Raw genomic sequence first — 20,352 nt, forward strand, 5'->3', positions numbered from 1 at the left:
GTCGTTGGTCGTGGGACCCGCGACGGTCCCGGCGGCCCCGCGCGGGGGCCGCCGGGACCGCGGGATCAAGCCTGCTCGGCCTCGGCGGCCTGCGGAGCCGCCTCCGGCGCCTGCTCGGCCTGCGCCTGCTCAGGCTGAGCCTGCTCGGGCTGGGCCTGCTCGGCCGGAGCGGACTCCTCGGCGGGCGCGGCGGCCGGCGCGGCCTCGGCGCTCGCGGCGGCGTCCGCCGGGGCCTCGGCCTGCTTGTTCTCCAGCAGGTCGCGCTCCCACTCGGCCAGCGGCTCGGCGGCGCCCGCCGCCTGCTCGGCCGGCTTCTCGTCCCCGCCGGTCGCGGCGCCCGCGCGGGCGAGCAGACCGTCGGCGACGGAGTCGGCCACCACGCGGGTCAGCAGGCTGACGCTGCGGATGGCGTCGTCGTTGCCGGGGACCGGGTAGTCGACCTCGTCGGGGTCGCAGTTGGTGTCGAGGATCGCGACGACCGGGATGCCGAGCTTCTTGGCCTCGTTGACCGCGATGTGCTCCTTCTTGGTGTCCACGATCCAGATGGCGCTCGGAACCTTCGCCATGTCGCGGATACCGCCGAGGGTGCGCTCCAGCTTGTCCTTCTCGCGGCGCAGGCCGAGGAGCTCCTTCTTGGTCATGCCGGAGCCGGCCACGTCGTCGTAGTTGATCTCCTCCAGCTCCTTGAGCCGGGTGAGACGCTTGTGGACGGTGGAGAAGTTCGTGAGCATGCCGCCCAGCCAGCGCTGGTTCACGTAGGGCATGCCGACCCGGGCCGCCTGCTCGGCGATGGACTCCTGGGCCTGCTTCTTGGTGCCGACGAACAGGATCGTGCCGCCGTGGGCCACGGTGGCCTTGACGAACTCGAACGCGCGGTCGATGTAGGACAGCGACTGCTGCAGGTCGATGATGTAGATGCCGTTGCGCTCGGTGAGGATGAAGCGCTTCATCTTCGGGTTCCACCGGCGGGTCTGGTGGCCGAAGTGGACGCCGCTCTCAAGGAGCTGCCGCATGGTGACGACGGGTGCCATTGCCCGTGCTCTCCTTCTCTGGCCCTGCCGGGCCGCATTTGGTTGTCTGCCTGCGCCCGGGTGCCGTCCCACCGTCGCCGAGGCGACGGACCGAGGGACTGCGCCCCACCAAGCACTTCGGTGGCATGCGGACGCGTGAAATCAGCCGCCATGGGCATCCCAGGCGGCTGGCCCGTTGCCGGGTCTGGGCCTGTCCGTTCCGGGAGCGGCTTCTCGTCTCCCCGCCCGGAGGCGGGTCGATGACGGCCTGGCCCTGGCCGGTGTCCTTTCGGGCACGCCTACAGATTATCAGGGCGCCGAGGCGTCCGGGCATCAACGGCCGGGGCGGTTATCCACAGTCCGGCGAACGTATCGACCCGGTGGCCCCGGCCCGGCAGGCTGCGCTGCATGACGCTGCTCACACTGCTGCTCACCTGCATGATCACCATCGGCGCACCGGGCCTGGACGCCTGGCGCTGGCCGTTAGGTCCGCCCGCGCCGCAGGTCGTCCGGGCCTTCTCGCCGCCGTCGACGCCGTGGGGCGCCGGCCACCGCGGCGTCGACCTCGCGGGGCGCCCCGGGCAGGCCGTCCACGCCGCCGCACCGGGCCGCGTCTCCTACGCCCACCGCCTGGCCGGACGCGGCGTCGTGGCGATCGATCACGGTCTGCTGCGCACGACGTACCTGCCCGTCGTCCCCAGCGTGCATGTGGGGAGCCACGTCACTTCCGGAGCCCGGATCGGCGTCCTGGAGAACGGGCTGCACCACTGCCGCGTCCCCTGCCTGCACTGGGGCCTGCGCCGCGGTGGCCTGTACCTGGATCCGATCAGCCTCGTCCGGCGCCAGGTGCGCCTCCTTCCTCGCTGGACGCAGCCCGCGCCGTCCCGCAGCGCCGCTCCGTCCCAAGGCGCCGCCCCGGAGGAGCCCACCACCCGCTTCGTCTTGCGCGACGCCACCACGGCGACGGGCGGCGCGCTGACGGGCATGGCGCTGACACTGTCCGTGGCCTTCGCATGGCGCCGCTTCCGCTTCCGCCGCCACCGCCGCCGTCCCCCGCCGGGCGTGATCGACCTCGCCCAAGAACGCCGCCTGCGCCGCACCCCCTGACGCTGCTCGCGTCCACAATCCACCCCCGAACGCTGCCGCCCGCCCGGCTTCCGCGCACCGAACCCGGGCGGCAGCTGCGTGCCGCTGGGCAGGGCGCACACCGGGTCCTCAGTCGGGTTGGGCGCCGCGGGGGTGGGCCTGGCGGTGGACCTGTTTCAGCCGCTCGGCCGAAACGTGGGTGTAGAGCTGGGTGGTCTGGAGGGAGGCGTGGCCGAGGATCTCCTGGACGCTCCGCAGGTCGGCGCCGCCTTCCAGGAGGTGGGTCGCGGCGCTGTGGCGTAGTCCGTGGGGGCTCAGGTCGGGGACTTCGCCCACTTCGGAGATCCGCGCGTGGACGATACGGCGTGCGCTCGTCGGATGGAGGCGTCCGCCTCGCACGCCCAGGAAGAGCGCTGGGCCGCTGTCCTCCGTAGCGAAGGCGGGGCGTCCTGCGCGCAGCCAGTCCTGGACGGCACGGACGGCCGGCTCTCCCACCGGGACTACACGTTCGCGTCCACCCTTGCCAAGGACGCGGACGGTCGCGCGCCCGGTGTCCAGGTCGTCGATGTCGAGCCCGCACAGTTCGCTGACGCGGACGCCCGTCCCGTAGAGCACCTCCAGCACGGCCAGATCACGGAGCCCGAGGGGGCCTTGAGCGTCCATCGTGTCGAGCAGCCGCGCCGCATCGCCCTGCGTGAGGACGCTGGGGAGATCGCGCTGCCGTTTCGGTGTCCCCAGAAGCAGCCCGGGATCGTCCCTAAGGAGCCCGCGCCGGTGCAGGTGCCGGGTGAAGGCGCGGGCGGCGGCCGTGCGGCGGGCCAGAGTCGCACGGGAGCGTCCCAGCGCATGCTGACGCGCGAGCCAGGCCCGGAGTATCGAGATGTCCAGTTCAGCGGGGTCACTGACCCCGGCGACGGCGACATAGGCGCACAGGTCGGACAGATCTCCCAGGTAGGCCCGCAGCGTGTGCGGCGAAACGTCGCGTTCGGCGCGGAGATGGCGGCCGAACGCGGCTACGGCGTCCTCCAGCGCGTTGGTCACAGCCGTCACGCTGCGCCAACGGCCCGGCCGGCGCAAGCACCGACCTGCGCTTTCGCGCAAACTGCCGTGATCTCCAGCCGGGTTATCCACAAGTAGTCATTCTTTCGTCACGCAAAGTCATAGCCCGGCAACGTCATTGGCCGGAGGTGAGGCATCCATGAAGGCTCACATCAGGCTCGGCCGACGCGGCGAAGCGGCCGCGGCCGACTACCTCGCCGGCCTCGGCTGGAAGATCCTCGACCGCAACTGGCGCTGTTCCGAGGGCGAACTCGACATCGTCGCCCACGACGGCCGCAGGCACATCGTCTGCGAGGTCAAGACCCGCCGCTCGGCACGGTTCGGCGATCCGGTCGAAGCGGTCACCGCCGAGAAGGCGGCCCGGTTACGGCGGCTCGCATTGCGGTGGGCCGCGTCTCAGGGGGTCAGCGGTGCGCTCATACGGGTGGACGTCCTCGGGCTGACCTGCGACGGCGACGGGTTCTCGATCGACCACCTGCGGGAGGTCTGCTGATGACGCTCGCCAAGACCCGCTCGGTGTCCCTGGTCGGCGTGGACGGCTTCGTCGTCGACGTGGAGGCGGCGATCACCAGCGGCGTCCCCGGCCTGCACCTGGTCGGCCTCCCCGACACGGCCCTTAGCGAGGCCCGTGACCGCGTCCGCGCCGCCATCTTCAATTCCGGCGAAGATTGGCCAAATCGACATGTCACGGTGTCGCTCTTTCCGGCGAGCATGCCGAAGAAGGGATCGACCTTCGACCTCGCCATCGCGATAGCGCTGCTCGCGGCGGCGGAGGTCGTCCCGCCGCGCAGTTGCGCGGGGCTGGTACTGATCGGGGAGCTCGGCTTGGACGGCCGCATCCGCCCGATCCAGGGCATCCTGCCCGCCGTGCTGGCCGCCGCCAACAGGGGGTGCCGCACGGTCGTCGTGCCGCAGGCCAACGCCGCCGAGGCCGAACTCGTCCCCGACATGCAGGTCGTGTCCGCAGGCACGCTGCGCGGCCTGCTGTGCATCCTGCGCGACGAGCCGCCGCCGATCGAAGACGACGAGGAGGACGACTTCGCCATCCCCGCGGACGGCTACGCCATCCGGCAGCAGGAGATCCCGCCCGACCTCGACCTGGCCGACGTCCGGGGGCAGGCCGAGGCCCGCCGGGCGCTGGAGATCAGCGCGGCGGGCGGCCACCACCTGTTCTTCGCCGGGCCCCCGGGGTGCGGCAAGACGATGCTCGCGGAGCGGCTGCCGACCCTGATGCCGCCCCTGGAGCCGGAGATCGCCCTGGAGGTCACCGCGATCCACTCGGTCGCCGGAACCCTCCGGCCGGGCCAGCCGCTGATCACCCAGCCGCCGTTCTACGCCCCGCACCACACCGCCTCCAGGGCATCGATGGTCGGCGGCGGGTCGGGCCGCGTCCTGCAGCCCGGCGCGGTCTCCCTCGCCCACCGAGGGATCCTCTTCCTGGACGAGGCCCCGGAGTTCCAAGGAGGCACGCTCGACGCCCTGCGGCAGCCGCTCGAAGAGGGCGTGGTGCGGATCTCCCGCATCGAGGGCATGGCGCACTTCCCCGCCCGGTTCACGCTCGTCCTCGCGGCGAACCCGTGCCCGTGCGCGGCGGCGAAGCAGATCGACTGCTCCTGCGCGCCCGGCATCCGGCGCCGATACGCCAGCCGCGTGACGGGTCCGCTCCTCGATCGCATCGATCTCAAGCTGGAGCTGACACCGGCGAGCCGTGCGGAGCTCCGCTACGACCTGGAGTTCGCCGAGTCCAGCAAGGTGGTCGCCGAACGCGTCCAGCTCGCCAGGGAACGGACGCGGCACCGCCTCGCCGAAACCCCGTGGCGCTCCAACGCCGAGGTTCCCGGCCCGGAGCTGCGCAGGCGCTTCACACCGTCCGCCGAGGCGATGCGAGCGGCCGACGAAGCGCTGCAGCGCGGCACGCTGAGCGCCCGCGGCCTCGACCGCATCCTGCGGGTCGCCTGGACGATCGCCGACCTGGCGGGCCATGACGAGCCCGGCCCGGACGACGTCGGCGGTGCGCTCGCCCTCTGGTCGGCGGGGCGCCAATGAGCGACGAGAGGACCGCCCGCGCCACCCTCACGGCCGTCGCGGAGCCCGGCGACGCCTTCCTCAACCGGATCATCGACCACTGCGGCCCGGAGGGGGCCCTCGAAGCGGTCCGCACCTGCCGCCTCCCCAACGGCGTCGACGCCACCTTGAAGGAGGTCCAGCGCCTCGACCAGTGGCGGATCCGCCTGATCGCCGCCGAACCCGACCAGGACATGGCCGTCTGTGCCGGGTTCCGCGGACGCCTCATCTGCCCGGGAGATCCCGAATGGCCGACGACCCTCGACGACCTCGGCACCGGACGCCCCTACGCGCTGTGGCTGCGCGGCCCCGGCGACCTGCGCTATTCCTGCCTGCGATCGGTCGCCATCGTCGGTTCCCGCGCCGCGTCCCCCTACGGCCTGCGCGCCGCCGCCGACTTCGCTTCCGACCTGGCCGATGACGGCTGGACGGTCGTCTCCGGCGGCGCGCTCGGCATCGACGCGGCCGCCCACCGAGGCGCGCTGGCCGCCGACGGCCCCACCGTCGCCGTCCTCGCCAACGGGGTCGACGTCCCCTACCCGGCGTCCAACGAGGGGCTGTTCGCCGAGATGGCGCGGCGGTCACTGCTGGTCAGCGAGTCGCCGCCGGGGACGCATCCGCACCGGCTGCGCTTCCTCGTCCGGAACCGGGTGATCGCGGCCCTGTCCCGCGGCACGGTCATCGTCGAGGCCGAGGCCCGCAGCGGCGCCCTGAACACCGCCGGCTGGGCGTCCAAACTGGGCCGGGTGGTCATGGCCGTGCCCGGCCCGATCACCTCACGCTCCTCGGTCGGCTGCCATCGGCTGCTGCGGGAGGAGGGCGTCACGCTGGTCACCCGCCCCGAGGAGATCATCGAGGCGGTGGGGCGCATCGGCGCGGACCTGGCGCCTCCGCCGAACACGCCCGTCCTCCCCCGCGACCGGCTCGAACCGGTGACCCGGACCGTCCTGGAGGCGTTCCCCTCCCGCGGCGCGACCGGCCCCGCGCAGCTCGCCGTCAAGGCAGGCGTCGACCTGCCCACGGTCAACGCCAAGCTGGGCTTACTGTCCGCTGCGGGCTTCATCGAGCGCGCCGCGGCCGGCTGGCGCCTGACCAAGTCCGGAAAAACCTCGCAGGGCCCGACTCCGTCTCCCGAGGAGCCGAAGTGACCCGCTCAACAACCCCGTCGCCACAGCAGAACCCCAACACCAGGACGGCGCACTCGCCTACCAGATCGCCACGTGCCGCCCCGACGACACCACGTCGATCACGCCGTCCCACACGGGCAGGGAGTCGTCCGCCAGATCACTCCTGGGAGGGAAGTTCGAAGTCGCTCTTGGCGAGTTCCTCGATGTTCACGTCCTTGAACGTGACGACACGCACGTTCTTAACGAAGCGGGCAGGACGGTACATGTCCCAGACCCACGCGTCCTGCATCGTGACCTCGAAGAAGACGTCGCCGCTGTCGGCACCGCGCACCTGCAGGTCGACCGAGTTCGTGAGATAGAACCTGCGTTCGGTCTCGACGACGTAGCTGAACAGCCCGAGGACGTCCCGGTACTCGCGATAGAGCTGCAGCTCCATCTCGGTCTCGTACTTCTCGAGATCCTCGGCGCTCACGCTCGTGCCCCCTCCGCGCAGCCCTCGTCGGAGACCTCCCCTTCGGTCTCCTCCACCACGGCCACATCCCCATTGTTGCGCAAGGCCCGCCCGACGTTGACGTAGGAGAACCGATGCTCCGGACATGGCCCGTGCGCGGCGAGCGCTTCGCCGTGCGCGCGAGTCACGTAGCCCTTGTGGACGTCGAAGCCGTACTCGGGGTAACGCTCATGGAGCCCGACCATGATCCGGTCTCGGGTGACCTTCGCGACGATGGACGCTGCCGCCACACAGGCCGCGACCTGATCGCCTTTGATCATCGCAAGGCCGGGCACGTCCAGACCTGGGACGGGGAACCCGTCGCTGAGCACGTAGGCGGGCCGCTTGTCCAGCGCGGCCAGCGCCCGCCGCATCCCGGTGACATTGCACCGGTGGAGGCCGATCCGGTCGATGTCGTGGCACGGGATGATGATCGCGCTCCACGCGTACGCCCGCTTGATGATCTCCGCGTACAGCTCTTCCCGGCGCGCCGGCGTGAGCAGCTTCGAGTCGGTCAGGCCGTCGATCCGGCCGCGTCCACCCTGCAGCATGACCGCCGCGACCACCATCGGTCCCGCGCAGGCCCCGCGCCCCGCCTCGTCGACACCTGCCACAGGGCTGAACCCCCCGTGCGCCAGCGCGCGCTCATAGGCGAACATCCCGGCGTCCCGACGCGGGGTGAAGCGGAGTGGACGTCCCTTCATGCTCCGCAGCGTACGTCCCCACACCCCCACACCGCTCCCCGAATGCCCGCGATCACCCACCATGTCCACCCCCACCACAAGCCCCTGCCCACCACCCCCACCCACGCACATGCCCCCAACCCCAAATCACGCCAGTGCCCTTACGCAACTCCCCACCACACCACCGGATCACCAACACCACGAGACGGCCCACACCACGCCACACGAGCACAACGTCCTCTGGCCCTGCGCGCATCGAAGTCCCACCACGCCGGATTCGCGCCTCTCCCCCGCGCACCCCGCATTACGGCCCCCGCAGTCCAACACCGCACGCCACCCGAACCTGCAGAATTCCTCGCCACCACCGCCGTCCGAACACCCACCACGCCGACCACGCCGTACGCGCCCACCATCCGACCCCTGCGCCGGTGAGGTTACGCCGCTACGCCAGGAGAACATGTGTGGCGCGATGTCACGTTCGTACGGCGCGCATGACTGGCCTGGAGCTCAAGCACGGCGCGCGGTGCCTTGCGGAGGTCACACGCCGTCCGGCCGGCTTGCAGTCACGACGTGTGGCTGGCCCCGGGTCCCGTGGCCATGTGTGGCGTTGCGGCGCGATGTGCACCGCGCGATGGCGTGCCGCAGCGTGGTGGCGTCGCGTGGCGCGGCGTGTTGCGCGCGGTGGCGCGGCATGGCTGCCGTGGCTGCCGGTGCTGCGCGCGGTGTGGGTTGGGGGCTTTGGTGTGCGGGCGTGGGAGTTAAGGGTTCTTGGTGTGGTGGCGGCGGCGTAGGTAGGCGAGGGGGAATGTGATGAGGACGCCCAGGGCGTAGGGGGTGGCGGGTGCCGCTAGGGCGGCTGATTTCTCCAAGGCTGGTTGCTTGAAGGTGGCGGGGATCGGGAGGGTGCCGATGCGGTCCAGGGGCCAGACGATGACGAAGGCGCGGCCGATGACGCGGTCGATCGGGATGGTGCCGCCGCCGGGGTCGCCGCGGTGGGAGCGGGAGTCGTAGGAGAGTTCGCGATGGTCGCCCATGACCCAGAGCTGGCCCGGCTTCACGGTGACGTCGAACGGGTCGTTGGACGGCTTGTTCTGCTCGTGCGTGATCGGGTCGGTGAAGATGTAGGACTTCTCGTCCAGCGGAACGCCGTTGACGGTGACCCGGCCCTTGGCGTCGCAGCATTTGACGTGGTCGCCGGGGATGCCGATGACGCGCTTGATGTAGTCCTTCTCGTTGGGCGCCACACCGAACGCGGTGCCGATGGCCCGCAGCACCTTGGAGACGGGGTTGCTCGGCTCGTTGACCTGGACCTCGGGGTCCCAGGAGTCGAGGCCGTTGAAGACGATGACGTCGCCGCGGGCGATGTCGCGGGTGTGGTAGACGATCTTGTTGACGAGGACGCGGTCGCCGACCTGGAGGGTGTTCTCCATCGAGCCGGACGGGATGTAGAACGCCTGCACCGCGAACGCCTTGATGACGAGCGCCAGCACGACGGCGACGACGATCAGGACGGGGAGTTCCTTCCAGAACGACCCCTGCTTCTTCTTGCCCTTGCCGTCGTCTTCGGCGTCGTCGGCCTGCTCCCCGGCCGAGTCCACGGGCTCCTTCTCTTCGGGCACCGCGCCCTCGGCCTCGGATCGCACGTCTCTCCGATCGTCCTCGTCAGTCATCAGAGCGAAAGCCTAGCGGCGCCGAGCCCGCGGGGCGCCGCCCGCGGGCGTGTCGCCGACGCCCGGGCCGGTCGCGTCCGTCCGGAACGGGCAACGCCCCGGGCACCCTCTCGGGTTCCCGGGGCGTCGTGGTCCATCGGCTCAGTGCTCGCGCTTCTCCTTGATGCGCGCGGCCTTGCCGCGCAGGTTGCGCAGGTAGTAGAGCTTGGCGCGGCGCACGTCGCCGCGGGTGACGACCTCGATCTTGTCGATCGAGGGGCTGTTGAGCGGGAACGTCCGCTCGACGCCGACGCTGTAGCTGACCTTCCGGACGGTGAACGTCTCGCGGGCGCCGCCGCCCTGCCGCCGGATCACCACGCCCTGGAAGATCTGGATACGGCTACGGTTTCCCTCGGTGACGCGCACGTGCACCTTCAGCGTGTCGCCCGGACGGAAGTCCGGGACGTCGGCGCGCATCGCGGCCTTCTCGATCTCCTGGATCAGGGTGTGCATCGCAGCGGTTCCTCGTGGTCGAACGCGGGCGTCGAGAGGCCCCGGTGGGTCTTTCGTGGGGGCGTCGCGCCGCGGAAAATGGTCTTCGGGTGCCATGCGTTCTCGACGCACGGACGCTCTAGTCTGCCATACCTTCGCCGTCAACCGGAAAACCGGCCTCGCGGAGCACGTCGCGGTCTCGCCTGTCGAGGTCCTCCGGGGCGAAGCGGCCCAGGAGTTCGGGACGGTGCCGGGCCGTCCGGCGGAGTGCCTCGTCGCGCCGCCAGCGCGCGATCGCGCCATGGTGGCCTGAGAGGAGGACCTCTGGGACCGGCCGGTCCCGCCAGACTGGCGGCTTGGTGTAGACGGGGCCTTCCAGGAGCGACTCCATGGCGCCGGGGGCGAAGGAGTCGTCCGCGACCGAGTCGGCGTTGCCGAGGACGCCGGGCAGGAGCCGTCCGATCGCCTCGATCATCACCAGCACCGCGACCTCCCCGCCGGCGAGGACGAAGTCGCCGAGGCTGACCTCGTCCACGGGCATGCGGGTGCGGGCCTCCTCGGCGACGCGGGAGTCGATGCCCTCGTAGCGCCCGCACGCGAACACCAGCCAGGGCTCGGCGGCGTACCGCACCGCGTCCGCCTGTGTGAAGGGGCGTCCGCTCGGTGTCGGAATGATCAGCCGCGGCCCAGGTGGTGTGGTGCTCGGCTCCTCCGGTGTTGCCGAGGTGGGCGGTGGGGCGCCGGACGGTGACGGGGTGCCCGGGGGCGGTGGGGGGACGAGGGTGTCGAGGGCCTCGCCCCAGGGGTCGGGCTTCATGACCATGCCCGGGCCGCCGCCGTACGGGGTGTCGTCCACGGTGCGGTGCCGGTCGTGGGTCCAGGCGCGCAGGTCGTGGACGTGGACGTCGAGGAGCCCGGCGCGCCGCGCCTTGCCCAGGAGGGAGATGTCCAGGGGGGCGAAGTACTCGGGGAAGATCGTGACGATGTCGATTTTCATGATTCGTCGAGCAGTCCGGGGGGCGGGTCGATGACGAGCCGCCCCCCGGGAACGTCCACCTCGGGGACGAGCGCGGCCACGAACGGCACGAGCTTCTCCCCGGCGGGACCGCGCACGACCAGCAGGTCCTGGCCGTGGTGCAGGATGTCCGCGACCTCGCCGACGCCGGCTCCGTCCGCGGTGACCACGGACAGGCCGATCAGTTCCTGGTCATGGAAGTCGTCCGGATCGGCGGACGGGGCGATGTCGCCGGGGTCGACGACGAGCCAGGTGCCGCGCAGGGCCTCCGCGGCGTCGCGGTCGCCGATCCCGGTGAAGCGCACGAGCAGGCGTCCCGAATGCCAGCGGGTCCGCTCGATGGTGAGCGGGCCGGCGGTGCCGGGGTCGGTGGCGATTCGCGTCCCCGCGGCGAACCGGGTGTCCGGGTCGTCCGTGCGGACATCGATGGTGACCTCGCCACGGATCCCGTGCGGCCGGCCGATCCGTCCCACCACGAGCGGTTCGCTCATCGGGACGCCACTCAGCGGACCTCGTTGACGTCGAGCAGGTCAACGCGCACGTAGCGGCCCCCGGAGAGGGCGCTGATCACCGTGCGGAGGGCCTTGGCGGTGCGGCCGCCGCGGCCGATGACCTTCCCGAGGTCCTCGGGGTGCACCCGCACCTCGAGGACCCGGCCGCCCCTGATCCGGCGGGCGCGGACCCGGACGTCGTCCGGGTTCTCCACGATCCCGCGGACCAGGTGCTCGAGCGCTTCTTCGAGCACTGTCAGCCCTCGCTCTTGGCTTCGTCGGTCTCGGTGGCCTTGGCCTTGGGCTCGGCCTTCTTCTTGCCGCGGGCGGCGGTGCCGGCGGCCTCGTCGTCGCCCAGGGACTCCTTGACGGCGGCCTCGAAGGCGGCCTTCCGGTCGGCCTTGGGCTCGGCGACCTTGAGGGTGCCCTCGGCGCCCGGCTCGCCCTTGAACTTCTGCCAGTCGCCGGTGATCTTCAGCAGGTTCAGCACGGGCTCGGTCGGCTGCGCGCCGACGCCGAGCCAGTACTGCGCGCGCTCAGAGTCGATCTTGATGAGCGACGGCTCCTGCTTGGGCTGGTAGAGCCCGATCTCCTCGATGGCGCGGCCGTCCCGCTTGGTGCGGGCGTCGGCGACGACGATCCGGTACTGCGGGTTCCGGATCTTCCCCAGACGCTTGAGCTTGATCTTGACTGCCACGGGTGTGGTGTACTCCGATTTCATTACTGGGTGGACGGGCCCGCGCCAGGTGGGGAACACCGGCTCGCGGCCGTCCGATGGACTCCGGTCGCGCAGGACGAGAGAGGGCGCCTCGCGATTCCGGGTTTCCAGCCTGTCATTCTGCCAGACGTTCGGTGTAAAGGTGCAATCGCAGGGCGCCGTGTCCGGTCGGGCCGCCCGGCTCGGACACGGCGCCGGAAGCGGGCGCGGGACGCGGGCGCGCACGGCCGGTATCGCCGGCGGGCGCCGCGCGGACCACAGCCCCTACTTCTTCTTGCGGCCCGGGAGTTTGCCCAGGTCGGGCATCTGGAAGCCGGGCGGGAGCTGGCCGCCGAAACCGGGCGGCAGCCCGCCCGGGGCGCCGGGGCCGCCGCCGAGGCCCGGCGGGAGGCCCTGGGGCATGGCGTCGGCCGCGGGCTGCTGGTCCTTGCCGGCGGCGCGCTTGCGCGGGTCGCCGCTGCGCTGCTTGCCCTTCTTGTTCTTCTTGGCGGCCGCCTTCGCCGCCTTCTTGCGCCCGCCGGGCATGCCGGGCAGGCCCATGCCGCCCGCCATCTGGCGCATCATCTTCTGCGCGTCGAAGAACCGGGTGACGAGGCTGTTGACCTCGCCGACGGTGACGCCCGAGCCCTTGGCGATGCGGGCCCGCCGCGAACCGTTGATGATCTTCGGCTGGGAGCGCTCCTGCGGGGTCATCGAGCGGATGATCGCGGCGATCCGGTCCAGGTCCTTGTCGTCGATCTGGCTGATCTGGTCGCGGACCTGCCCCATCCCGGGCATCATCCCGAGCAGGTTCCCGATCGGGCCCAGCTTGCGAATCATCATCATCTGCTCGAGGAAGTCCTCGAGGGTGAAGTCCTCGCCCGAGGCGAACTTGCTGGACATCTTCTCGGCCTGCTCGGCGTCGAACGCCTGCTCGGCCTGCTCGATCAGGGTGAGGATGTCGCCCATGTCGAGGATCCGGCCCGCCATGCGGTCCGGGTGGAAGACGCTGAAGTCCTCCAGCTTCTCGCCCGTCGAGGCGAACATGATCGGGCGCCCGGTGATGTGCCGGACCGACAGCGCCGCGCCGCCGCGCGCGTCGCCGTCGAGCTTGGTGAGGACGACCCCGTCGAAGCCGACGCCGTCCATGAACGCCTGGGCGGTGTTGACGGCGTCCTGGCCGACCATGGCGTCGACGACGAACAGGATGTCGTCGGGCCGGACGGCGTCGCGGATGTCGATGGCCTGCTGCATCATCTCCGTGTCGACGCCCAGGCGGCCCGCGGTGTCGATGACGACGACGTCGTGCTGGGCGTGCCGGGCCTGGTCGATGGAGCGGCGCGCCACGTCCACCGGGTCGCCGACGCCGCTGCCCGGCTCGGGCGCGAACACCGGCACCCCGGCCCGCTCGCCGACGACCTGGAGCTGCTGGACGGCGTTGGGCCGCTGCAGGTCGGCGGCCACCAGCAGCGGCGTGTGGCCCTCCTGCTTCAGCCACCGGGCGAGCTTGCCCGCGAGCGTGGTCTTACCGGCGCCCTGCAGACCCGCGAGCATGATCACGGTCGGCGGCGTCTTGGCCAGCCGGATCCGGCGGGTCTCGCCGCCGAGGATCGCGATGAGCTCCTCATTGACGATCTTGACGACCTGCTGCGCCGGGTTCAGCGCCTGCGAGACCTCCGCGCCGGCCGCCCGCTCCTTGACCCGCGCGATGAAGTCCTTGACGACGGGGAGCGCGACGTCGGCCTCGAGCAGCGCGATCCGGATCTCGCGGGCCGTGGCGTTGATGTCGGCCTCGGAGAGCCGGCCCTTGCTGCGCAGGGACGAGAAGACCGTCGTCAACCGGTCGGAGAGCGTCTCGAACACGTGTCTGGACCGTCCTTGGAAAGCTTTTGGGATCGCCTATCAGAGTATCGGGTCGTCCTGCCTGTTGCTTCGCCCTCGGCGGTCGGCGCTGGGGTCACGTCCAGCGGGACCGTTGCCTGGCTCGGTATCGCCGGTATGGGGTGGTCAGGCGAGGGTTGCGAGGATTTGGGCTTGTACGGCCTTCAGGGCGGCGGGGTCGTCGAGGGGATGGCCCTCGTCGTTCACCACGTAGAAGACGTCCACGGCCTCTGCGCCGTGGGTGTCGACCTGGGCGGCGCGGATGTGCAGGTCGCGGGAGCCCAGCGCCTGGCCGATCCGCCACAGCAGGCCGGGGCGGTCGTGGGCGCGCACCTCGATGACGGTCGCCGTGCGCGACGCGTCGTCGAGGATCATGACGCGCGGGGGCGGCACCGTCACTCCGGGACGCGTCCGCATCGACCGTGCCCGCCGCTCCAGGCGGTCGGCCACGTCCAGGCGCCCGGCCAGCATGCGGCGCAGGTCCGCCTCCAGCCCGGCCGGGTCCGGCGGGGTGCCGAACTCCGGGATCGCCGTGAAGTCCAGGACGGCCGTCTCGCTCGCGACCGGTTTCGCGGGCTTCCCGTCCGAGTGCGGCGGACGTTCCTGCCCGTCCGGCGCGGGGGCGGAGATCGTGCGGGCGGTCTTCACGGCCAGCCTGTGCAGGGCCAGGACGCCGGCCGCGCGCCAGAGGAGGCCCGGGCGGTCAGGGGCGGCGATGGTGATCCGGGAGCCGGTGACGCGGACGGCCGCGCCGTCATGGCGGGCCAGGGCCAGGTGGGCGGGGTCGAGGACGGGCGGGGGCGGCGGCGTCCCGCCGGTGAGGGCGGCGGCGGCGCGGCGGGCCAGTTCGGCGACGAGGCCGGCCTTCCAGGCGCCCCAGGCGGCGGGTCCGGTGGCGGCGCCGTCGGCGATCGCGAGGGCGGCGAGGAGGTCGAGGATCTCGCGTTCGCGGCCCGGCACCCCGGACACGGCGCCGGTGACGTGCTGCACGGTGACGGGGTCGTCGATGTCGCGGCGGGTGGCGGTGTCGGGGAGCAGCAGGTGGTGGCGGACGAGGGTTTCGAGGACGCGGACGTCGTCTTCGGGGAACCCGAGGCGCGTCCCGATGCCGCGGACGGCGGCGGCACCCGCGGTGGAGTGGTCGCCGGGCCGGCCCTTGCCGATGTCGTGGAACAGGGCGCCGACGAGCAGGAGGTCGGGGCGGGCGACCTCGCGGGTGAGGGCGGCGGCGCCGGCGGCGGTCTCCACGAGGTGGCGGTCCACCGTGTAGCGGTGCACGGGGTTGCGCTGCGGCCGGTTCCGGACGTGCTCCCATTCGGGCAGCAGCCGGACGATCAGCCCGGCCCGGTCGAGGGCCTCCCAGACGGCGATGGCGGCGGGACCGGCGCCGAGCAGGGAGACGAGCGCGTCGCGGGCGCCGGAGGGCCACGGCACCGGCGGCAGGGCGGCGGACTCGGCGAGCCTCGCCGCCGTCGCGGGAGCGAGCGGCAGCCCCGCCTGGGCCGCCGCGGCGGCCACGCGGAGGACGAGAGCGGGGTCGCCGAGGTCGGCGTTCCGGGCGAGCACCACCTCGCCCTCGTACTCGACGGCGCCGTCGCCGACGGGACGCCGCTCGGCGGCCCGTGCGGGGCCGGCCGGCGGCCGGAGGGCGGTGGAGACGTCGCCGGGCGCGGGGCGGGTGAAGCGGTCGACGCGCCGCCACAGGGTGGAGCCCGCGTAGGTGATCGTGCGGGCCGCGTCCACGACGGAGCGCTGCAGGACGTCCGCGTCCGGCAGGGCGAGGGCGCGGGCGACGGCCTCCTGCTCCTGCAGGACGAGGCGGTCGGTGGAGCGGCCCGTGACCTCGTGCAGCGCGTGCCGCACGTCGAGGAGCAGGTCGTGGGCGGCCCTGACCCGGCCGTCGGGGGCGGACGCCGCCCAGGACGCGGCGGCGGCGTGCATCACGTGGACGTCGCGCAGCCCGCCGCGGGCCTCCTTGAGGTCGGGTTCGAGGAGGAAGGCCAGTTCGCCCTGGGCCTCCCAGCGCTCCCGGCACATCGCCGCCAGTTCGGGCAGCCGGACGGCGGCGTCGGCGCGCCAGTCGGCGAGGACGGCGGCGCGCAGTTCGTCCACGAGGGTGTGGTCGCCCGCGACGCGGCGCACGGACAGCAGCCCCAGCGCGGCCTTCATGTCGCCGCGGGCGACGGTCCGGGCCTCGTGGACGGTGCGGACGGAGTGGTCGAGCCGCGTCCCGGAGTCCCACAGCGGGTACCAGACCCGGTCGGCGATCCCGGCGACGTCGGCCCTGCCGCGGTGCAGGAGGACGAGGTCGAGATCGCCCCCGGGCGTCAGCTCCCGGCGCGCGTGGCTCCCCACCGCGGCCAGCGCGACCCCACCGGAGATCACAGCCGCCGGGGCGCGCGCGGGCGTGGCCGGAGGCGCGGTCGCGTCCGGTGACAGGGCAGCGGACAGGAGGGCCGCCAGGTGGCGGTCCAGGTCGGTGGCGCGCGACGCCCGCGCCGCCGCGAGGGAGGCGCGGGCGGCCGGGACCGCGTCGGCTTCTCCGGCCCGTCGCCCCCGGCCGGACGGCGTCTCGGGCCGTGCCGAGGGCAGTGGCCGGGGGCTGCGGGGCGCGGAGTCGGTCATGGGCGTCCTAGAGGGCTTCCGGGCCGGTCTCGCCGGTGCGGACGCGGACGACGGTGTCCACGGGGACCGCCCACACCTTGCCGTCGCCGATCTTGTCGGTGCGGGCGGCGCGGACGATCACGTCGATGATGTCGTCGGCGTCCGCCGCGTCCACCAGGACCTCGATCCGGAGCTTGGGCACCAGGTCGACCTGGTACTCGGCACCCCGGTAGACCTCGGTGTGGCCCTTCTGCCGGCCGTAGCCGCTGGCCTCGCTGACGGTCATGCCCTTGACCCCGAAGGTCTCCAGGGCCTTCTTGACCTCGTCCAGCTTGAACGGCTTGATGACCGCCGTGATGAGCTTCATCCCTACGCCTCAACCTTCTTCGCGGGGGCGGGCGCGGCCGCGGTCGCCCCGGAGCCGATGCCCGCGCGGATGGTGCCGAAGTCGTAGGCGGTCTCCGCGTGCGCCGTGCTGTCGATGCCGGCGGCCTCGTTGTCGTCGCTGATCCGGAAGCCCATCACCCGGTCGATGACCTTGGCGATCCCGTAGGTCACGGCGAAGGAGTAGACGAGGGTCGCCAGGACGGCGACGGCCTGCTTGCCGAGCAGCGCGAACCCGCCGCCGGCGAGCAGCCCGTCCGCGCCGGCGTCGTTGACGGCGGTGGTGGCCAGGAGGCCGATGAGCAGGGCGCCGACGATGCCGCCGACCATGTGGACGCCGACCACGTCGAGCGAGTCGTCGTAGCCGAGCCGGTACTTCAGCCCGACCGCGAACGCGCAGACCGCGCCGGCGACGAGGCCGAGGGCGATGGCGCCGAGCGGGGTGATGAATGCGCAGGCCGGGGTGACGGCGACCAGCCCGGCGACGACGCCGGAGGCGATGCCGAGCGTGGTGGACGCGCCGTCGCGCAGCTTCTCGACGACGATCCAGGCGAACGCGGCGGCGCAGGTCGCGGCGAGCGTGTTGACGAACGCGACGGCCGCGGTCTCGCCGGCGGCGAGCGCGGACCCGGCGTTGAAGCCGAACCACCCGAACCACAGCAGCCCGGCCCCGAGCAGGACGAACGGGAGGTTGTGCGGGCGCATCGGCTCCTTCGGCCAGCCCTTGCGCTTGCCGAGGACGAGCACCAGCGCGAGCGCCGCGACGCCGGCGTTGATGTGGACGACCGTGCCGCCCGCGAAGTCGAGGGCGCCGAGGTCGAACAGCCAGCCGGCCTTGCCGCCGTCCCGGCCGTCCGACCACCACACCCAGTGGGCGATCGGGAAGTACACGAGCGTGGCCCACACCAGGGTGAACACGACCCAGGCGCCGAACTTGGCGCGGTCGGCGACGGCGCCGCTGATCAGGGCGACGGTGATGATGGCGAACGTCGCCTGGAAGGCCACGAACACCAGTTGCGGGATGCCCGTGCCGTCGTCGGCCGTCGCGGCCTTCTCCAGGCCGACGAGCCCCCAGTCGCCGAACCCGCCGATGAACGCGCTGAGGGCGCCGCCGTCGCCGAACGTGAGGGAGTAGCCGTAGACGACCCACGCCATGCCCACCACGGCGATGCTGACGAAGCTCATCATCATCATGTTGAGCACGCTCTTGGCGCGGCTCATGCCTCCGTAGAAGAAGGCGAGCCCGGGTGTCATCAGCAGGACGAGCGCGGTGCTCGTCAGCATCCAGGCGGTATTACCGCTATCGATCTTCATCTCTGAGAGAGTCCCTCCTCGCCAGGGAACTTCGAACTGCTCAGAGACTCGACCTCGGCGGTTTCGCGCGCGGGGCTCCCGCGTTTCACCGGTGTGAAAAGCGCAACCGGGGTGTTTCGTGCGTGTTTCTAATTCCTCACATGCCGTTTTTAACCGATTAGAGGTCTATTTCAGTCACCCAGGATCGCGTCCACGAACGCCTCCGGCTCGAACGGGGCGAGGTCGTCCGGCCCCTCCCCAAGCCCGACGAGCTTCACCGGCACGCCCAGCTCCCGCTGCACCTGGACGACGATGCCGCCCTTCGCGGTGCCGTCCAGCTTGGTCAGCACGACACCGGTGACGTTCACGACCTCCGCGAACACGCGTGCCTGCTGCATGCCGTTCTGCCCGGTCGTCGCGTCCAGGACGAGCAGGACCTCGTCCACCGTCGCCTGCTTCTCCACGACGCGCTTGACCTTGCCCAGCTCGTCCATCAGCCCGGTCTTGGTGTGCAGCCGGCCCGCCGTGTCGATGATCACCACGTTGACCTTGGACTCGATGCCCTGCTTGACCGCGTCGAACGCCACGCTCGCCGGGTCGGCGCCCTCGTCCCGGCGGACGACCTGCGCCCCGACGCGCGTCCCCCAGGTCTCCAGCTGGTCGGCCGCGGCGGCGCGGAAGGTGTCGGCGGCGCCGAGCACCACCGTGTTGCCGTCCCCGACCAGGACCCGGCCGAGCTTGCCGCAGGTGGTGGTCTTGCCGGTGCCGTTGACGCCGACGACCATCAGCACCGCCGGACGGTCGCCGTGCCCCTCCGTGCGCAGCGAGCGGTCGAGATCCGGGCCGATCTGCTTGACCAGCTCGTCCTTCAGCAGCCCGCGGACGTCCTCGGGGCTGCGGGTGCCGAGCACCTGGACGCGGGTCCGCAGGTCGTCGGTGACCTGGCGGGCCACCGCCGCGCCCATGTCGGCGGTGATGAGCGTGTCCTCGATCTCCTCCCACGCGTCCTCGTCGAGCGTGTCGCGCGACAGCAGGCCGAGCAGGGTCTTGCCGAACGTGTTCTGGGAGCGCGCGAGCCGGGCCCGCAACCGGACGAGACGCCCCGCACCGGGCGGCGGCTTCTCGATCTCGATCGTGGGACGCGGAGCGGGCACCTCCGTCGGCGGCGCCTCGACGGTGGGCGCCTCCGCCTCGTCGACGGCCGTGGCGCCGCCGGTGCGTTCCGTCGGGCGCTCCACCGGCGGGCGCGGGCGGGTACGGCGGGGCCTCAGCAGCGTGATGCCACCGACGATCAGAGCGACGGCGGCCAGCGCGGCGATGACGATCAGATATTCCATAGCGCCCCCAAGTTTTGCACGTTCTCCCAGGGGGGCTGTGTCTACCCAGGGGGGCGACCCCCTGGAACCCCCGTCACGAGCCGGTCGATCCTCACACTGTGTTGGCCCAGGGGGGCGACCCCCTGGAACCCCCGTTGCGAGCCGGTCGATCCTCACGCCACGGTGCTGGTGTGTTGTGACCGTGCGGGTTTGTGGCGTGTCGCTGCGGTCGCCCGGCTCGGCGGGCAGGCCCGCTGCGCTCGCAGAGCTCGCTCCGCGTGCCTGCCCGTAGCCGGTGGCCGAGCTTCGAACCCAGAAGACCGAGCTTTCCACCCGTCGCTCAGGTCATTGCGGGTCCGGTGATCGGCTTGGCAACGATGCCCGTTCGGAGGTCTCCCATTCGTCGACGTTGCGGAGGAGGGCCTCCAGATAGGAGCGCAGGTGGGTGCGGTAGACGTCGCTGTAGGTGCGCAGGTAGGCGATCTCCCGTTCCATCGAGCGGCGCTCGTCGTCGGGCAGGGGGACGGGCCGGGTCTCCTCCGTGGAGCGGACGGCCGCGTCGGCCACGGCGGCGGCCTTGCGGTGGGCGTCCTCCAGCAGGTGCTCGGCGCGTCCCTTGGCGTCGGAGAGGATCGCCTCCCGGTGCAGCCGCGCCTCGTGGGCCAGCTCGCGGGTGTAGCGCTCGGCGTCCGCGACGTACAGGTCGGCGGTCTGCTGGGCCTGCGACAGGATCCGGACGGCCTGGAAGTGGGCGTCCTCGGGCGCCATCACGCCGGTGCCGCCGCCCTTGGCCGCCTGGGCGCGCAGCCGGTTCACCTCGTCGGCGAGCGCGGCCTTGTCGGTGAAGATCTGGACGAGTTCGTCCTCGACGTAGGCGAGGAAGCCGCGGACCTGCTCCTCGTCGTAGCCGCGGCGACCGAGGGCGGCCCGCGCGAACACCACCGAGCGGAGCTCGCCCGGGGTCAGCCGCGTGCCGGCGGACACCACGGGAAGGTTCGGGGAGTTCAACGC

20 protein-coding genes are annotated in these 20,352 nt (G+C 72.1%); 4 read left to right on the forward strand and 16 right to left on the reverse strand.

The window, feature by feature from the left end; all coding sequences use genetic code 11:
- Window positions 1-65: 65 nt before the first annotated feature.
- The gene (gene rpsB / locus AB0K34_RS25165) at window positions 66-1,031 is read right to left on the reverse strand and encodes a 30S ribosomal protein S2 (RefSeq protein WP_138640478.1); all 966 of its coding nucleotides are present in this window, start codon (window positions 1,029-1,031) and stop codon (window positions 66-68) included.
- A 387-nt stretch (window positions 1,032-1,418) separates the two neighbouring features.
- Between rpsB and AB0K34_RS25170 the strand changes: the two genes are divergently transcribed.
- Window positions 1,419-2,117, forward strand: a complete 699-nt coding sequence (locus AB0K34_RS25170) for a M23 family metallopeptidase (protein WP_138640479.1) — start codon at window positions 1,419-1,421, stop codon at window positions 2,115-2,117.
- A 108-nt stretch (window positions 2,118-2,225) separates the two neighbouring features.
- On the opposite strand, the gene AB0K34_RS25175 is transcribed toward AB0K34_RS25170, so the two are convergent.
- Window positions 2,226-3,137 (reverse strand): tyrosine recombinase XerC, encoded by a 912-nt coding sequence (locus AB0K34_RS25175; RefSeq protein ID WP_240808407.1) that lies wholly within the window; start codon window positions 3,135-3,137, stop codon window positions 2,226-2,228.
- Window positions 3,138-3,294: 157 nt separating this feature from the next.
- Between AB0K34_RS25175 and AB0K34_RS25180 the strand changes: the two genes are divergently transcribed.
- The 3 genes from AB0K34_RS25180 to dprA are packed head-to-tail and all read left to right on the forward strand — an operon-like array spanning window position 3,295 to window position 6,367.
- The gene (locus AB0K34_RS25180; RefSeq protein ID WP_138640481.1) at window positions 3,295-3,648 is read left to right on the forward strand and encodes a YraN family protein; all 354 of its coding nucleotides are present in this window, start codon (window positions 3,295-3,297) and stop codon (window positions 3,646-3,648) included.
- Window positions 3,648-5,201, forward strand: coding sequence for a YifB family Mg chelatase-like AAA ATPase (locus tag AB0K34_RS25185; protein ID WP_138640482.1), 1,554 nt, complete (start codon window positions 3,648-3,650; stop codon window positions 5,199-5,201). Before AB0K34_RS25180 ends, AB0K34_RS25185 begins: the two co-directional genes overlap by 1 nt.
- Complete coding sequence (dprA, locus tag AB0K34_RS25190) at window positions 5,198-6,367, forward strand: DNA-processing protein DprA (protein WP_138640483.1); 1,170 nt, start codon at window positions 5,198-5,200, stop codon at window positions 6,365-6,367. Before AB0K34_RS25185 ends, dprA begins: the two co-directional genes overlap by 4 nt.
- Window positions 6,368-6,503: 136 nt before the next feature.
- Here the strand turns inward: dprA and AB0K34_RS25195 are convergent, their stop codons facing one another.
- From AB0K34_RS25195 to AB0K34_RS25260, 14 genes are all read right to left on the reverse strand, one after another.
- Window positions 6,504-6,818: a DUF2469 domain-containing protein gene (locus AB0K34_RS25195; protein ID WP_138640484.1), complete on the reverse strand. Its 315-nt coding sequence runs from the start codon at window positions 6,816-6,818 to the stop codon at window positions 6,504-6,506.
- Window positions 6,815-7,540: a ribonuclease HII gene (locus AB0K34_RS25200; RefSeq protein ID WP_138640486.1), complete on the reverse strand. Its 726-nt coding sequence runs from the start codon at window positions 7,538-7,540 to the stop codon at window positions 6,815-6,817. Before AB0K34_RS25200 ends, AB0K34_RS25195 begins: the two co-directional genes overlap by 4 nt.
- Before the next feature lie 737 nt (window positions 7,541-8,277).
- Window positions 8,278-9,162, reverse strand: coding sequence for a signal peptidase I (lepB, locus tag AB0K34_RS25205; RefSeq protein WP_240808642.1), 885 nt, complete (start codon window positions 9,160-9,162; stop codon window positions 8,278-8,280).
- A 168-nt stretch (window positions 9,163-9,330) separates the two neighbouring features.
- Window positions 9,331-9,681 (reverse strand): 50S ribosomal protein L19, encoded by a 351-nt coding sequence (gene rplS / locus AB0K34_RS25210; protein WP_067632127.1) that lies wholly within the window; start codon window positions 9,679-9,681, stop codon window positions 9,331-9,333.
- 118 nt (window positions 9,682-9,799) lie between these two features.
- Complete coding sequence (gene trmD / locus AB0K34_RS25215) at window positions 9,800-10,657, reverse strand: tRNA (guanosine(37)-N1)-methyltransferase TrmD (protein ID WP_364551203.1); 858 nt, start codon at window positions 10,655-10,657, stop codon at window positions 9,800-9,802.
- Window positions 10,654-11,166: a ribosome maturation factor RimM gene (gene rimM, locus AB0K34_RS25220; protein WP_138642126.1), complete on the reverse strand. Its 513-nt coding sequence runs from the start codon at window positions 11,164-11,166 to the stop codon at window positions 10,654-10,656. The genes trmD and rimM overlap by 4 nt, the downstream gene beginning before the upstream one ends.
- An 11-nt stretch (window positions 11,167-11,177) precedes the next feature.
- A complete protein-coding gene (locus AB0K34_RS25225; protein WP_067632131.1) occupies window positions 11,178-11,420 on the reverse strand; it encodes an RNA-binding protein in 243 nt (80 codons plus the stop codon).
- Window positions 11,421-11,422: 2 nt separating this feature from the next.
- A complete protein-coding gene (gene rpsP, locus AB0K34_RS25230) occupies window positions 11,423-11,863 on the reverse strand; it encodes a 30S ribosomal protein S16 (RefSeq protein ID WP_138642127.1) in 441 nt (146 codons plus the stop codon).
- Between the two features lie 285 nt (window positions 11,864-12,148).
- Entirely contained in the window at window positions 12,149-13,726 is a 1,578-nt protein-coding gene (gene ffh, locus AB0K34_RS25235) for a signal recognition particle protein (protein ID WP_138642128.1), read from the reverse strand.
- 144 nt (window positions 13,727-13,870) lie between these two features.
- Window positions 13,871-16,369, reverse strand: a complete 2,499-nt coding sequence (locus AB0K34_RS25240; protein WP_301175660.1) for a [protein-PII] uridylyltransferase — start codon at window positions 16,367-16,369, stop codon at window positions 13,871-13,873.
- A 7-nt stretch (window positions 16,370-16,376) separates the two neighbouring features.
- Window positions 16,377-16,715, reverse strand: a complete 339-nt coding sequence (locus tag AB0K34_RS25245; protein WP_138638122.1) for a P-II family nitrogen regulator — start codon at window positions 16,713-16,715, stop codon at window positions 16,377-16,379.
- Window positions 16,716-16,717: 2 nt separating this feature from the next.
- Window positions 16,718-18,046, reverse strand: coding sequence for an ammonium transporter (locus AB0K34_RS25250; protein WP_364551207.1), 1,329 nt, complete (start codon window positions 18,044-18,046; stop codon window positions 16,718-16,720).
- A 170-nt stretch (window positions 18,047-18,216) separates the two neighbouring features.
- Window positions 18,217-19,362 carry a signal recognition particle-docking protein FtsY gene (ftsY, locus tag AB0K34_RS25255; RefSeq protein ID WP_138638124.1) on the reverse strand — a complete coding sequence of 382 codons (1,146 nt, stop codon included), beginning with the start codon at window positions 19,360-19,362 and terminating at the stop codon, window positions 18,217-18,219.
- Window positions 19,363-19,686: 324 nt separating this feature from the next.
- Window positions 19,687-20,349 (reverse strand): DivIVA domain-containing protein, encoded by a 663-nt coding sequence (locus tag AB0K34_RS25260; RefSeq protein WP_171069146.1) that lies wholly within the window; start codon window positions 20,347-20,349, stop codon window positions 19,687-19,689.
- Window positions 20,350-20,352: the final 3 nt, after the last annotated feature.

This window comes from Actinomadura sp. NPDC049382 (assembly GCF_040677125.1).
Classification (GTDB): domain Bacteria; phylum Actinomycetota; class Actinomycetes; order Streptosporangiales; family Streptosporangiaceae; genus Spirillospora; species Spirillospora geliboluensis.